The organism is Pseudoalteromonas sp. Scap06 (genome assembly GCF_013394165.1).
Lineage (GTDB): Bacteria > Pseudomonadota > Gammaproteobacteria > Enterobacterales > Alteromonadaceae > Pseudoalteromonas.
In genome coordinates this window covers 45,213-59,523 of sequence record NZ_CP041330.1, presented here as the reverse complement: position 1 = coordinate 59,523, position 14,311 = coordinate 45,213, and the positions used below count along the sequence as shown (strand labels likewise).

General features: G+C 38.8%; 18 protein-coding genes and 2 tRNA genes. 11 read left to right on the top strand and 9 right to left on the bottom strand.

The genetic code is table 11. From position 1 onward, the window contains the following. Positions 1-66: 66 nt before the first annotated feature. On the bottom strand, positions 67-252 hold the full coding sequence (locus FLM47_RS00310; RefSeq protein ID WP_008108975.1) for a PA3496 family putative envelope integrity protein: 186 nt from the start codon (positions 250-252) through the stop codon (positions 67-69). A gap of 387 nt (positions 253-639) precedes the next feature. Here FLM47_RS00310 and FLM47_RS00305 point away from each other — a divergent pair, with 387 nt between their 5' ends. The 5 genes from FLM47_RS00305 to FLM47_RS00285 all read left to right on the top strand — a co-directional run bounded on the left by FLM47_RS00305 (position 640) and on the right by FLM47_RS00285 (position 3,826). Next, on the top strand, positions 640-1,434 hold the full coding sequence (locus FLM47_RS00305) for a YggN family protein (protein WP_178954479.1): 795 nt from the start codon (positions 640-642) through the stop codon (positions 1,432-1,434). Positions 1,435-2,195: 761 nt separating this feature from the next. Next, complete coding sequence (locus FLM47_RS00300) at positions 2,196-2,336, top strand: hypothetical protein (protein WP_010392563.1); 141 nt, start codon at positions 2,196-2,198, stop codon at positions 2,334-2,336. Between the two features lie 222 nt (positions 2,337-2,558). Further along, positions 2,559-2,649, top strand: a tRNA-Ser gene (locus FLM47_RS00295). 54 nt (positions 2,650-2,703) lie between these two features. After that, positions 2,704-2,796 (top strand) — tRNA-Ser (locus tag FLM47_RS00290). Between the two features lie 541 nt (positions 2,797-3,337). Further along, on the top strand, positions 3,338-3,826 hold the full coding sequence (locus FLM47_RS00285; RefSeq protein WP_178954477.1) for an RNA-binding protein: 489 nt from the start codon (positions 3,338-3,340) through the stop codon (positions 3,824-3,826). Here FLM47_RS00285 and FLM47_RS00280 read toward each other — a convergent pair. Both FLM47_RS00280 and FLM47_RS00275 read right to left on the bottom strand, forming a co-directional pair. After that, a complete protein-coding gene (locus FLM47_RS00280) occupies positions 3,810-4,934 on the bottom strand; it encodes an aminotransferase class V-fold PLP-dependent enzyme (protein ID WP_178954475.1) in 1,125 nt (374 codons plus the stop codon). The two genes, FLM47_RS00285 and FLM47_RS00280, sit on opposite strands and share 17 nt — an antisense overlap. A 1-nt stretch (position 4,935) precedes the next feature. Continuing rightward, the gene (locus tag FLM47_RS00275; protein ID WP_178954474.1) at positions 4,936-6,105 is read right to left on the bottom strand and encodes a monodechloroaminopyrrolnitrin synthase PrnB family protein; all 1,170 of its coding nucleotides are present in this window, start codon (positions 6,103-6,105) and stop codon (positions 4,936-4,938) included. A gap of 136 nt (positions 6,106-6,241) precedes the next feature. On the opposite strand from FLM47_RS00275, the gene FLM47_RS00270 reads away from it, so the two are divergent. Together FLM47_RS00270 and FLM47_RS00265 are read left to right on the top strand one after the other, a co-directional pair. Further along, a complete protein-coding gene (locus FLM47_RS00270) occupies positions 6,242-6,697 on the top strand; it encodes an Lrp/AsnC family transcriptional regulator (protein ID WP_010392556.1) in 456 nt (151 codons plus the stop codon). Positions 6,698-7,078: 381 nt separating this feature from the next. Then, on the top strand, positions 7,079-8,218 hold the full coding sequence (locus FLM47_RS00265; RefSeq protein ID WP_138609626.1) for a GNAT family N-acetyltransferase: 1,140 nt from the start codon (positions 7,079-7,081) through the stop codon (positions 8,216-8,218). On the opposite strand, the gene FLM47_RS00260 is transcribed toward FLM47_RS00265, so the two are convergent. Beyond that, positions 8,195-8,785, bottom strand: coding sequence for a DUF938 domain-containing protein (locus FLM47_RS00260; RefSeq protein ID WP_010392551.1), 591 nt, complete (start codon positions 8,783-8,785; stop codon positions 8,195-8,197). The genes FLM47_RS00265 and FLM47_RS00260 overlap by 24 nt on opposite strands. A 193-nt stretch (positions 8,786-8,978) precedes the next feature. On the opposite strand from FLM47_RS00260, the gene FLM47_RS00255 reads away from it, so the two are divergent. From FLM47_RS00255 to FLM47_RS00240, 4 genes are all read left to right on the top strand, one after another. After that, positions 8,979-9,164, top strand: coding sequence for a hypothetical protein (locus tag FLM47_RS00255; RefSeq protein WP_008113269.1), 186 nt, complete (start codon positions 8,979-8,981; stop codon positions 9,162-9,164). A gap of 213 nt (positions 9,165-9,377) precedes the next feature. After that, on the top strand, positions 9,378-10,757 hold the full coding sequence (locus tag FLM47_RS00250; protein WP_178954472.1) for a lyase family protein: 1,380 nt from the start codon (positions 9,378-9,380) through the stop codon (positions 10,755-10,757). A 108-nt stretch (positions 10,758-10,865) separates the two neighbouring features. Beyond that, on the top strand, positions 10,866-11,384 hold the full coding sequence (locus tag FLM47_RS00245; protein ID WP_178954470.1) for a hypothetical protein: 519 nt from the start codon (positions 10,866-10,868) through the stop codon (positions 11,382-11,384). Between the two features lie 10 nt (positions 11,385-11,394). Further along, the gene (locus FLM47_RS00240) at positions 11,395-11,796 is read left to right on the top strand and encodes a hypothetical protein (protein WP_010392543.1); all 402 of its coding nucleotides are present in this window, start codon (positions 11,395-11,397) and stop codon (positions 11,794-11,796) included. A 15-nt stretch (positions 11,797-11,811) separates the two neighbouring features. Here the strand turns inward: FLM47_RS00240 and FLM47_RS00235 are convergent, their stop codons facing one another. The 5 genes from FLM47_RS00235 to FLM47_RS00215 form a co-directional block, all read right to left on the bottom strand. Then, a complete protein-coding gene (locus FLM47_RS00235; RefSeq protein ID WP_021033113.1) occupies positions 11,812-11,997 on the bottom strand; it encodes a hypothetical protein in 186 nt (61 codons plus the stop codon). A 63-nt stretch (positions 11,998-12,060) separates the two neighbouring features. Next, positions 12,061-12,381: a hypothetical protein gene (locus FLM47_RS00230; protein WP_010392540.1), complete on the bottom strand. Its 321-nt coding sequence runs from the start codon at positions 12,379-12,381 to the stop codon at positions 12,061-12,063. Beyond that, positions 12,378-13,016, bottom strand: a complete 639-nt coding sequence (locus FLM47_RS00225; protein WP_138609634.1) for a DUF4178 domain-containing protein — start codon at positions 13,014-13,016, stop codon at positions 12,378-12,380. The genes FLM47_RS00230 and FLM47_RS00225 overlap by 4 nt, the downstream gene beginning before the upstream one ends. A gap of 71 nt (positions 13,017-13,087) precedes the next feature. Beyond that, complete coding sequence (locus tag FLM47_RS00220) at positions 13,088-13,780, bottom strand: PspA/IM30 family protein (protein WP_055013441.1); 693 nt, start codon at positions 13,778-13,780, stop codon at positions 13,088-13,090. Positions 13,781-13,869: 89 nt separating this feature from the next. Beyond that, the gene (locus FLM47_RS00215) at positions 13,870-14,283 is read right to left on the bottom strand and encodes a YjfI family protein (RefSeq protein ID WP_008113284.1); all 414 of its coding nucleotides are present in this window, start codon (positions 14,281-14,283) and stop codon (positions 13,870-13,872) included. Between the last annotated feature and the right edge of the window lie 28 nt (positions 14,284-14,311).

The window sequence follows — 14,311 nt, the reverse complement described above, 5'->3', positions numbered from 1 at the left end:
AAAACTATAAAGAGGCACAAAGCCTCTTTATTGCCAACTACAGCGCTTATTTGTACTAGCGACAGCCTAATCAATATAATCGTTTAAGTCATCTTCACCTAGGTTTTTACGCAAGCGTTTTTGCTCAAGGTAATCCTCTAACTTTCTTTTCACCTTTTGCTTTTTCTTGTCGTGTTGATTACGCCCGACCATTTCGTATTCGTCTTCAACAAAATCATCATCTAGCGCATCGTAACTAAATGTCTTACCCACAACCCACTCCATAAAGTGTTTGAGACCAATTACGGATTTCTATATCGCGATAATTGGTGAAATTAAAATGTTCAACATAAATTAGCTGTACAAATTTACGTCAAAATAAAGCCACATAGCTATCCTAAATAGTCTCTGTGTCAGTATTGTGAATAAATAGCGTTAAATTTGAATTGTGGAAAGTGAGAGTTTTTTATCGTATCGATAAATTTTATTTATTAGCATTTAATTGTTGGTTATTTTGACCACATTTTAGTATTTTCAATGAGTACACTTTCGACTTTAGAGCATTCAAAGAATCTCAAGTCATTGTTTTAAAATATTAAAAATAATTGGCACCAAACTTGTTATAAGTAAATTATCATCAGCAAAAAACAGAGAATAAACATGAAAAAATTATTATTAGTTAGCGCAATAATGTGCACCCCAGTAGCAATGGCTCATAACACGAACGACTCTTCAATTTCATTTAGTAACGATGAATGTAACGTTGAATTTAAGAATGATGTACGCATCAAACCCAATGAGTTAGAAATTTTTAAAGCCAATAATCAGCGCATGCTATTTACCGCTGAAGGTGAGCTGTCTATCAATGGCGAGCAAGTAGCATTAAATAGTGCACAGCGCCAAGCAATGACCGACTACACAGACAATTTACGCGTACAATTACCTGAAGTGGCCAATATTGCCCTTGAAGGGGTTAAAATTGCAGGTGTCGCATTAGAAGAAGTTGCCAATGCGTTTAATATTGACGGCCTCGATAATATTTCAACCTTAATGGACGATATTCATCAAGAAGTCGAAAGCACCTTTTATCAGCAAGGTACTTTTGTAATGGGTCAACAAAGCTTTACTCAATTTGGTGAAAACTTTGAACAGCAGTTTGAAAAGCAAATAGAAACAGCGGTTGAATCAGCAGTAATGGAATCAATGGGCAGCATTTTAGTGGCATTGGGCTCTGAGTTAATGAGTTCAGGCGGTGACATGCAAGCATTTGAAGAGCGCATGGAAAATATGGGCGCACAAATAGAAGAAAAAGTAGAGCTGCATGCCAAAACACTAGAAAAGCGTGCAAATTCATTATGTGATGACTTTGTTGAAATAGCGCAACAAGAAACGCAACTAACCGCTCAAGTTCCTGCACTTAAGGGCTATGAGTTATTTACTATTAAACAGCATTAATAGAGTAATACCCCACATTAATCTCCCTTTGCGACATTTGCTTTTAAGCTATGCCGCATTTTGCGTTTTATATCCTACTTAAAACCATTTAACTCAAATAATAGACCGTTGAGCGGATCTACTCTTGCTGTGCAGCATTGTTTTGTGGCTTCATAGTAAAATACAAACCAAAGTATAATCTTCGCTTCGCTCTAGATCACTTAAAATACCGCCCAAGCTGATGATTGTAAGCCCTAATTGCAAATATAATTAAACCCATCTTTTTAGATTTATATCCATGAGATGGTGCGCTCCCCGGTTAGAAGCGCTTTAAAACGCAACTAACTCCAAAGTGCCTAGTAACCTAGGCACTTTTTTTATAATTTAAAAACTTCGCAACACTATTTTTTATCGTTTATTTACTGCTCTTATCTGATAAATAATTAACCGCCTATAAATAACATGTTAAATCTTTGAATAAAGCAAAACTAAGCCCAACCAATACAAAATAATTTAATCTGAATAAATATTCAAAAAACTCTTTTTATAAACAGTTTAAACTCAAAAAAATCGAAAAGACCCCATATAAAAGCGACATAGCAATGAGCCAGGATGAATAATTATACAAAAAATAATAAATCAGTAGTTGAACGATAAATTAATAAACCAGTTTCGGATTAAAAAAACTAATGCTTCACCAGCAATTTTTATCGCTTTATTTTTAACCACCCTGCGTGCAAAATGCACATGTTTTCAACAGACACAACCACGGAGCGAATAAAATGAATCCAATTAATACACTTAACCAAACAGCCACAACTCACGTTGCCGTTAAGCCAACTAATCGCAAAGCAAAAATGCTAGCTAAACTTAATCGTTACGGAAAAAAATTAGCACTTGGCGGTGCAATTCAATACAAATAATCACCCAACCATGATTTTGTATTGTTGCAGCAAACACCCAACCTCTAAATGAAGACTCTTCTTTAGCTCCTCCAGTTTGCTGCCAGCCACCTCATAGCTAAAAATCACCTTAAATCTTCATTATTTATAAAAAAAACCGCATTTACGCTCACTTTTTAAGCAAACGATCTTTTTGCTATTTACACAGACTACTCACCTAAGTATTATCCTGCATCACGACGTGGAGAGATGGCAGAGTGGTCGAATGCACCGGTCTTGAAAACCGGCAGGGGTTTATAGCCCCTCTAGGGTTCAAATCCCTATCTCTCCACCACTTATTTTTATTAATTGGTTTTATCCCGATTAATAACACGCAGAATAATGCGTCGGAGAGGTGTCCGAGTGGCCGAAGGAGCTCCCCTGCTAAGGGAGTATAGAGTTTGTAGCTCTATCGAGGGTTCGAATCCCTCCCTCTCCACCATTACTGAATATAAACCACTTAATTGTGGTTTTTTTGTGCCCAAAAATAAGCTTTGCTGCTAATTGGGAGGGTGAGAGCCCTCGACTGGGTTCGATAAAGTGTCTGGAATAGTTTAGGCCGCTGCAAGCGTCGCGCAGCGATTGATTACATGGATGTAAGCAAGTCTATCCCTCCCTCTCCACCATGACTGAATATAAGCCACTTAATTGTGGTTTTTTTGTGCCCAAAAATAAGCTTTGCTGCTAATTGGGAGGGTGAGAGCCCTCGACTGGGTTCGATAAAGTGTCTGGAATAGTTTAGGCCGCTGCAAGCGTCGCGCAGCGATTGATTACATGGATGTAAGCAAGCCTATCCCTCCCTCTCCACCATTACTGAATATAAACCACTTAATTGTGGTTTTTTTGTGCCTAAATTTTTAACAACCTATGGAATTGTTCGTTTTGAAAAGCGTACTTGACTTAGGCTATTAAATTAAACAAATTGTATGGTGTTACAACTTAGTGCATTATAAATGGTACTTTAAACCAGCTTAGGTTTAACCATGGCAAAGCTAATATTACTACTGTGTTGTTTAGGTGCCTGCACTGTCAGCATGGCAAATGAAGTGACGGTTTTTAAATGCACCATTAAAGGGGTGCCGACTTTCAGTCAAACTCCATGCGCTAAAGACGCTAAAGTGATCACGCTTAAAAACGTCAACATTATGCAAACCAATGCATTGCAATCTGAAAACGCCCTAGTTATCGATACCTCAGTTGATGACTACCTTGAGGTGCAACAAATAGAGCGCGATATTGTGCAGCTTGAGCTTAAAATAAAGCAATACCAACAAGAATACGCACAAAAGAAACAGCAAGTCGGTTACATGACCCAAGATAAAGCAAATCGTTTAGGCGCTGATTCGATTGCAGATGCAATTGCTACAGAAACTGCGGTACTTAAACAAAGATTTGAACCGCAAATAAAACAAGCACAACAACAAATAGCGGCACTCACTCAAAAAAAACAACAGCTTAATCAGCAGCCTTAATTACCTTTTTCACCGTAGCAATAAACGCTTGTATCTCTGACACTGTATTGTATATGTGCGGTGAAATACGAATACCGAGTTTGCGCACATCCACACTTATGTTTGCTGCCTCCAATGCCGCTAATACGGTTTGTTGATGCTCTGCAAAATCTAAAATAGCGGTACCACTACACTGATCTTTATCGTTTGGCGATACTAAAAAAGCAGCTAGCTGCTGCTGAAGTAACGTTAACAACGCCAAATTATGCGCTCTTACTTTATCCACACCAAACTGGGCAATATATTCAATGCTATCAGCGGCAATAACATAAGGGAGTATAGAAGGCGTACCACCCCAAAACCTAAGTGTTTTAGCGTTATATTGAAAATGCGTAATATCAAACTCGAATGGATTTTGATGTGAAAACCAACCAACATCCTTTGGTTCACATTGCGTTATTTGCTGTGGATTTACCCATAAATAAGCAGCTCCTGGGCCCCCGCATAACCACTTCACACTTGAGCCAATCATAAAATCGGCATTTAACGCCGTTAGGTCTATAGGAATAACCCCTGCCGATTGCGCCACATCAATTATTGAGAGTGTGTTTGTCGCTTTACTAAGCGCCACAATATCGTTTAGAGGTGCTTGTACACCCGTATTAGAATAAACATGACTCACAAACACACCATCAATCTCTGGGGTTAAATATCGCTGCCATACCTGCCTATCACTTAGATCTTCATGCTCGGGGATGAAACGTATTGTTGCACATGCAGGGAGTGCTTTTTGCATTACAAACCCCATACTTGGAAAGTCGGCCTGCGCCATTAATACCGTGCACTGTGGTTTATTAAATACGGGGTGCGACATAAGCAATTTAGTTAAACCACTAGATAAGTTAACCTGAGGACAAAACTGCTCAATTGGCGCATTAAATAGCCGCCCTAATGCACCCGTAAAATTTTCTATAGCTGGTAGCCATTGCTGCCATGGCTCTTTGGCACTTTCCTGCCAAGGAGTAAAAAACTGCTCAGTAGCATTTTCTAAAGTACTTTTTAAAGGTCGACCAACAGAGTGGCTTAATAAATAGCAGCCCCTTGGCATACAAAAATCATTTTTAGCCATATTAGTTAATCCACTGTTTTAGCGTATTTAAGTCATCAAAACGCGTATTAATATCGTCTCGCTTAGCTGCTGCACGTCTATCCCTTAATTTAGCTAAGGAATCGAGTAATACTGGCAAAGGCGGTCCACTGGCAGTGACTTTATTAATATGCTGTTGTTGCATTTGCTCTGACGGTTGGGCAATAAACTTTTCGACCAGTTGGTTATGATGACCGATAGCGGTGTCACCATGTAATTTACACACTTGTATAAATAGTTTGCCGTGCTTTTGAAACCACTCTGTATGTTTATATTGCTCGGCTTTTAAGAAGTCATCCATAAAGCTTTGCATACGCATGGCTTCTCGCAATATTTGTTGATCTTCTGGCATCATATATAAAAATTTATCCACCAGCATTTGCGAGTAACTCGGCTCATTTGCACTACAAAGTCCTAGCAGCATATCAATAACATTAATGCCGGCAAAATCTCCCGCATTTGCACCACGGTAAACTTCTTTACCTACCCGGTAAGGCTTGTAGTATGGGCGTACACAATTAAAAAAACGCTCGGTATCAAGTTGAGTATACAAGGCATTATTCGACGCTATTACATCAATAAGTGCCGTTTTAACCACCTCAAGTAGTTCAGCAGTGACGGGATGTGAAATGCCTAATGGCAATATTTTTAGTAAAGCATCACTCGCACGTTTATACGCTAAAATACCTTGGGTGTTGTAATCTAAAAAAAGGGCTTCATCATCAAGATTTGTAAACCGTTTATAGGTGCCATTAATGGCTTTATTATGGGTGGTTAAATGTGCGGTTGCAAAACGAGGGGTTACTCCAATAGAAGCACCAATATGCATAGCAAGCGCCGATGCTTCTATCAGCGGTGAACTATTCTCTCTGCTTGGCTCTGTAATTTCATGTCTACGACAAGCCGCCATAAACAAGCCTACATTACCAAGTAAATCAAATGCGCTATCAAACCCTTCGTCGGTATTACCTTCGGCTAATAAATCTCTGATCAACGCATTACCTTGCTCTTTCAAAGTCTGCTTTAAGTTATCCCCGACCCCTTCAACATTTGCCTTATCTGCTTGCTGCCAATACAACTCCTCTAATTGAGAGTTTAGGGCAACAAACTCAGACCTAATCCAATTATCAAATTTAGCTGTGTAAGAACTCATGACTACATCCTGTTATTATTATTTTTTAATGTTAACAAAGATCCCAGAGGTTAAAGCGCTAAAAAAAATAGTAAAAGCAGCCATTGTTAGCAATAATCACTATCATTAGATAGATAAATAATAAGATTCTACAACTATGTTAGATAATAAAGATCAGCAGCTACTCGTTGCCTTGCAATCTCAAGCTCGAATGTCGGTATCAGAATTAGCCAATACTATTAATCTCTCGGATACTCCTACTCTAAGGCGCATTAAAAAGCTTGAGCAAGAACAGGTTATTATTGGTTATCACGCTGCTATTAACCCTAAGTCACTCAACCTTAATGTACTGGTTTATGCTTTCGTGCGACTGTGCCAAAATTCAGTGAGTGCCGCACAACAGTTTGAACAACATGTAGAAAAGCTACCGCATGTACTTGAGTGTTCTGTGATCTCAGGCAGCCACGACTATTTATTAAAAATTATCTCTCAGGATTTAGAAAGTTATGAGCAGTTTGTAAAGCACCAACTAGGAAGCTTAAGCTGTATCGCCAACATAGAATCAACCGTTGTATTAAAGCAATCATTCAGTAAAAAACAGCTACCACTTTAAAATATACGCCTAGGTTAGGACCGTTTATTTTCGAAGTTAATTAGGTAATAATTAGCTTTAGTATAAGCTTTTTGATTACACCTTTTTATAAACTAATCTTAGCAGCTCAAGTCTAAATAAAGATGACTCAGTATTTCTTTTGCCATCAAAATCAAACCTAAAAACAACGCTAATTTGAAAGTATTATATTTAATCAACATCTTGCAAAACCTCTATAACTCGATAAGCTCTCAGAATGTCTTTGCGTATATTGCTATGTTAAATGAACACATACCCACATATAAAATTTATCAATAACTTAATAATAATCACGCGCTATAACTTAAGCACCTCTTTTTCCTTATGTACTTATGCTCGCAGTACCAAGATAAGGCTATTATTATGAGCCACTTTTCTCACCAATGGTTTAATAGCATCAACCAGATTGACGCAACAAAATGGCATCATTTTTTTGGCGATGATCCTTTTACTCAACACGCTTTTTTATACGCACTTGAACAAAGCCAATGTGTAAGCGCAAAAACAGGTTGGCAGCCTCATCACTTAGCCGTTTATGAAGGCGATGAACTCATTGCGCTTGCCCCTGGCTACTTAAAAGCGCACTCCTACGGTGAATATGTATTTGACTGGGCATGGGCTGAAGCTTATGAAAAAAATGGCTTAGATTATTACCCTAAATGGCTATGTGGTATTCCCTTTAGCCCGATTGAGGGACAAAGAATAGGTATTATGCATAGCAATCCAAAGCTAGTGTATAAGTACATAACAGAGCAACTTAATAGCCACTGCGTAGAACAGGCATGGTCAGGCTGGCATGTAAACTTTTGCGACAAAGCACAAGCCACCCATCTTTATGATACCGGTGCTATGCGAAGAATCGGCGTGCAGTTTCAATGGGTTAATAATAACTTTAAAGATTTTGACGATTTTTTAAAAACCTTTAATGCCCGAAAGCGTAAAGCCGTTAAAAAAGAGCGCGCTAAAATCACAGAGCAAAATATCAGTATTGAATGGCTCAAAGGCGAGAAAATCACTACCGCTACAATGCAGCTTTTTTGTGAGTTTTATCAACGCACTTATTTAAAACGATCGGGTCATTTAGGCTACTTAAACAGTGATTTTTTTAGCTTGTTACACGCTTTAATGGCTGACAAATTGCTCATTATGCTAGCCAAAAGAGACCAGCAAGTAATTGCCGCCACCTTAAGCTTAATTGGTGATAATACCCTTTACGGCCGTTATTGGGGTGCTAGTGAAGAGATAGATTCGCTTCACTTTGAGCTGTGTTATTACCAAGGGATTGATTATGCTATTAAGCATAACATTCAGTGCTTTAATGCTGGGGCACAAGGAGAGCATAAAATCGCTCGTGGTTTTCAACCGATAATCACTTACTCTGCCCATCACATTGTTCACCCCGATTTTAATAATGCCATTGCAGATTACTTAGAACGCGAATGCCAACATATCGAAATTTACAAACAACAATGTAGCACTTTATTGCCGTTTAAAAATGAGTAACTGATTATTTGCAGGCATCGCAGTATCGCTGAGTAACTTAAGCCCATATTGCACTGCAAGCTGCTCAACCGCTTCGAAATCACGAATACCACTAAGCGGATCGCGACTTTGCAATAAACTATTAAATTCATCATTACTGGGGCTGGTAAACTCCCCTTTATATTTGAAAGGGCCATATACACACACCACTCCTTGCTGGTTTAAGTGCTGATTTACTCCAGCAAAAAAACGCGTAATTAACTCCCAGCTCACTATGTGAAAAGTATTAGCAGTATATACCGCATCCACTTTATTTACTGGCCAAGAATAGTTTAGATCAAGTAATAAAGGCGGATGCAAGTTTGCCAGTTGCACCTCATCATGCCATAACTTTATTCCTTGATGATTAACCTCTCGATCACTGGTATACCATTGTAAATGTGGCAATTTTTTGGCAAAGAAAACACTATGCTGACCCGTCCCCGAGCCTATCTCAAGTACTGATGCTGCATTTTGCAATGCAGGCTGCAAAGCCTTAAGTATATGATTTTTATTATTTTCGCAGGCTTGTGAAAACGGTTTGGTCATACTGATGCACCTAAATTGCAAATGAATGCACAATAGTAAAACAAATTTCAGCTATTCTGTCGTGAGTAAATTGACCAAAATAATAAAATAACATCAATTTCAATACGTTAAATTATCTTTACCGAGCTGGTACGCTATATGCTTTTATTAAATTACTCACTTAATGAGTACTAAACTACAAAAGGATAACATTATGTATATTTCACCTTATACCGCAGTAGATGCTGCAATGGCAGTTACAGACAAAAGCCTAGATAAAACGAGTTATGAAACAGATTGTAGAGCAACGGTTATCGACTTACTTTCTCATGTAAAAAATACTCAAAAGGCACAAAACAAACATGAAACAGACCAAATATTTATTCTTGGCTACAATTAAAATTCTGTTTAGCCTTGTAACCGGCTGTTTATATAAATACATTATTTAAGTCGACTTAAAATCAGTTTAAGTCGACTTTTTATTTTGTTCCATCATTAGCTTACCTTGACGCCCTCTACTTTTTAGCTATACCGTTGTAAATAGTAATAACAGCACCATATCTTTTTATATAGCGTAGTTAAATGTCATATATTCTCTTTTATAGGAGTACTAATGAGTAACTTTAGAACAGAATCAGATAGCATGGGCACACTCAACGTGCCTGCTGACGCACTTTATAAAGCACAGACCCAACGCGCCATCAATAACTTTACGATCAGTAGCCTCACAATGCCGCAGCAATTTATTATTGCCTTAGCGTATATCAAGCAAGCCGCTGCAATAGCCAATTTCAAACTAGGCCATTTAGATAAAACGAAAGCAAATGCGATCGACCATGCCTGCCAAGAAATTATTGATGGTAAGCATTATGAGCATTTCCCCGTTGATATTTTTCAAACTGGCTCAGGTACTAGCTCAAATATGAATGCTAATGAGGTCATTGCGAGCTTAGCCTCAAAACAAGCTAACCAAGCTATTCACCCAAATGACGATGTGAATATGGGGCAAAGCTCTAATGACGTTATTCCCACTGCGATTGCTTTGAGTAGTGCGATCAGCGTTGATAAAAAATTACTGCCAGCACTAGCAAATTTAGCAGACGCCTTAGAGCAAAAAAAAGCAGACATCGGTCACATAGTTAAAACTGGGCGCACTCATTTAATGGATGCAATGCCAATAACTTTTGAGCAAACACTCAGCGCATGGCAATCGCAGGTTAAGCATGCAGCTAGCAGTATTGAGCATGCACTAATACGTGTCTGTGAGCTAGCGCAAGGTGGCACAGCAGTAGGTACAGGTATTAATGCCGACCCACAATTTGCCGCTCTATTTGCCACACAGCTAACTGAAAAGGTAGGGATTCAATTTACCCCTAGCGATAACTTTTTTTATAATATTGGATCGCAAGATGCGATTGTCGCTTTATCAGGACAGCTAAAAGTCTATGCAGTTGCACAAATGAAAATAGCCAACGATTTACGTTGGATGAACTCAGGCCCACTTGCGGGACTTTCAGAAATTGAACTTGAAGCATTACAGCCTGGCTCATCAATTATGCCTGGTAAAGTGAATCCGGTGATCCCAGAAGCCGCTGCAATGGTTAGCGCCCAAGTCATTGGTAACGACGCAACTATTACGGTTGCAGGCCAAGCTGGCAACTTTGAGCTTAACGTAATGCTGCCGGTAATCGCTTACAATATTTTGCAAAGTACCGAGATACTCGCTAATAGCGCGCAAGTGTTGGCAGATAAAGCCATTGCTAGCTTTAAAGTTAATCAAACTCAGATAGATAAAGCATTAACTAAAAACCCGATTTTAGTGACTGCGCTAAACCCTGTTATTGGCTACGAAAAAGCAGCAAAAATTGCTAAGCAAGCTTATCAGCAAGCACAGCCAATTATTGATATCGCTGAGCAAGAAACCGACCTATCTCGATCAGAATTAGAGGCATTACTCAATCCAGCTAAATTAACGCAAGGCGGGTTAACTTAAAAACTCTCCTTATCACCTCTTTAATATGTTGATAGTAGAGTTTTTATTGCTGTAATGAATGCACAGTGTATGATAGTGATGAATAATTCATCACTATCAGGAACGATTATGCGTACTCCATTACTCGCTCTACTGCTACCGCTTTGCTTAACGGCGTGCTTAGAAACAACCTCAAATAAAACTGAGCAAACTAAAACCAATGCGGTAGAAAATACGTCTACGCCGATACCGCAACAAAAATTACCACAAGCGAATAAGCAAAATAAAATAGCACAGCCATTACCTGCTGATGCAGCAAAAGAAGTGTCGCTTGATGATATTAAAACAGCAAAAGCTAAGCTAAACAGCCTCATAGCAGATAAGCAATGTTCAACGAGTTCACAGTGTAAAGTGAATGCTGTTGGTAGCCGTGCCTGTGGTGGACCGAGCGATTATATTGTGTACTCTACACAAAGCGCCCCCCAAAAACAGGTTTCAGCCCTAAGCGATACAATTACTCAATTGGAAAGTACTTATAATGCGCAAAAAGGCATGATGAGTATTTGCCAACATTTAACTGCGCCTAGTACCCAGTGCGTTGAAAATAAATGTGTTAAACTTGAAGGCTCTGCGGTAAGTGTATTTTAAGGATTAGATTATGAGTTGTTTGTCATCCGTAATTAAACTATCAGCTGCCAGTGTTGTCATGACTATGCTGCTTAGCGGTTGCAGTAGCGCACTAACACCAAGCACAGCTCAAAACGCGAGTGAATCTGTTTTAAATACTCAGCTTAATGAGCTTACAAGTAATAAAAGCTGCACAGCCAGTTATCAATGTAAGGTGTTAGGTGTTGGCTCGCGTGTCTGTGGGGGGCCGAGTAAGTATGTTGTGTATTCAACATTAAATAATTCTCAAAAGCATGCCGAGCAATTAGCACAAAAAATCACTCAGCAAGAACAAAAAAATAACACTGCGCTTGAGTTCGATGACTGTTCACCAGTGCTAGAAGTTCACTCTTTATGTATTGATAACCAATGTAAAACCGTTAATTACCAGTAGCAGTTCGTTTCGGTGTTAATTTAATAGTGGTATTAACACCGAAATAACCACTACCATGAAAATACATACACCAGCCTTAAAAATGTATTCCAAAGGCATGTTCTTTTGTACCCAATAAGCATATATAAAACGCACAAAGTAGCTTGCCGCTGTGCCAAATAACGCAAACATAAGTAAGTAGGCAATCAATATAATATTCACAGCTGCACTTCTTTAGAAATAATAACCTCAGTGTAAGTATTTTATATAAAGAAGGCAAAAGGGTTACTTAGTCTTTTTTGTATGCTCAATGAGTAGATCTGCTACCTGTTGCTTTACCGCTCTTTTATCATCTACTGCAACTTCAAACCGACTAGCCAATTGCGCTATTTCATCATCATTTAAATTAAACGATAAACGCTGCCGTGTTTTTTTAGACTTTACATCAAGGCCTAAAATTTTGCGGATCATATCTGAGGGAGTAAGTTCTTGGTCGATAGCTTGTTTTTTTATCGACTTTTGTACCTCACTACTCAAATCAAAGGCCATTTGCGTGGCGCGCACAGCTTGCTCTTGGCGCAACCACTTGTCTTTAGCATCACTCACTGGGCATCTCCAGGAAACAAGTCAACGATATCGCTAATTGGGCGAGTTAATGTCAGTGATACTTCTGTTTCACCTCCCTCCCAAATTTCGATATTAACGCTATGCCCTTCATCGGGTGACGCTAAACAAATCATTTCACAGGGTTCACCACCGTCTTGCTCATAGCGAGGTAGCGCTTGGCCACGAAAATCTTTATTATGAAAATAACATACATAAGGTGATTCGCTTTGTTGATAACTGCCAGCTAAAAACTGCATTAAGCGCTCAGGCGTATTTTTAACTGTAATATGCGTTAACGATTCTTCATCAAAAATACGTGAAAACTCATCCAAACCAAATACTTCATCAACATCATCACGCTGAATCTTTATTGAGAAATTAGCCCACTGCTCACCATCGTTTTGTTCTATTTGTAAAAACACCACTTGGCCTGTGTTAGTTTCAAGTACGAATTCAGTATCACTACTATGTTGGTACTGATACGTTTGCACATCAATAACGCGAAGTGTTTGGCCTTTGAGCCATGCAGGATAAGCAAACGAGTCAATCACTGTAAACATGTCACCTTTTTTAAGGTCACTCGCGTGATTAAGCTGACGTTCTGGCTTTTTTTTAGATTTGAAAAAATTAAACATATAAGGTGCCTCTGTAAGCAAAAAAGGTAACGGAGCAAAACTCGGTTACCTTTTTAATATGGTTCTAAATGTTAGCTATTTTGCTTCGCTTTAATGCGCGCTAAAATATCAGCACTTTTTGGATTGGTATCACCAATACCCGCTTCAGCCATTTTAGCTTTTAAATCATCGCCATTAACATCTGCTTCTAGAGACTTTGCAGCACCTAATTGATCAGTACGGTCTTGTTGGCGTTGCTTAATGCGCTCAAGCGACTGACGAGCTGATGTCATCGACGAGCTATTAGTATTAAGCGTGCTATTTACAGCCATTGTCGCTTGTTGAACGCTTTCTGTGGTTTTAACCATAGTAAGCTGACGCTGGTTTTCTTTAATTGATTTTTCAGCATCTTTAACTTGCTGCTTCAAGGTCACTATGTGATTAGTAAAGCCCGCTAATACTTGCTCGTGTTCGGCTTTCTCAGCTTCAAAGTCACCAATTTTTTCTGCAATTTCTAATGCTAATGCTTCATTCCCTTTTTCAAGGGCTTGACCTGCATACGCTTCGTGCTCAGCAATTGATGCATCTACTGCGCTAATTTTACGTTTGGTTTGCATCTCTTTAGCCATTACTTCTGTCAGGCTTTTTTTAGCACGATTTAGTGCATTTTGTGCATCGGCAATTTCTTGTTCAAAAATACGAATACCATTCGCATCAACAATTGCTTCGCCCGCTTCACGCGCGCCACCACGTACCGCTGTAAATAATTTTTTTAAAATACTCATAATCTTAACTCCAAAAACTTGTTTATATCCTATTAGGTAAAGCGAGAGCCATATACTATTAGCAATCAGCACTTACCTAGGCGGGTATCCTAATCGTTTAAATACAAGGTCACGGCTTCTAGTGCATCAATTGCGTTATCCGCTAACGTCACTAGTTCGTGGGTAACGTCATCTAATGATGAATTTACCGAAAGTGCACCAAAAATCGCATATTTATTATCGATTTTGGCAAATGCACTTAGCGGAATTGGTACGTTTAAACGCAGTAGTGTTTCGTTTAACTCGTCGCGTAACTCGCTTTTTACTTCGTCTTCACCAAACAAGTAGCTAATACATAATAATTGCTCTTGTGTTTGGGTAACAAAAATTGGAAGCTCATCGTTTCCATCAACAATGACTTGTAAAACATCTTGCTCACCTGGATTGGCAATCAAGAAAGACTCAAAGTTAGCACCCTCAGTTTCAAAAGACGCTAATTTTATTGAAAGTTCATTTAATTCCATGTCTCTGCCTTTTTGTCGTTTGACATAT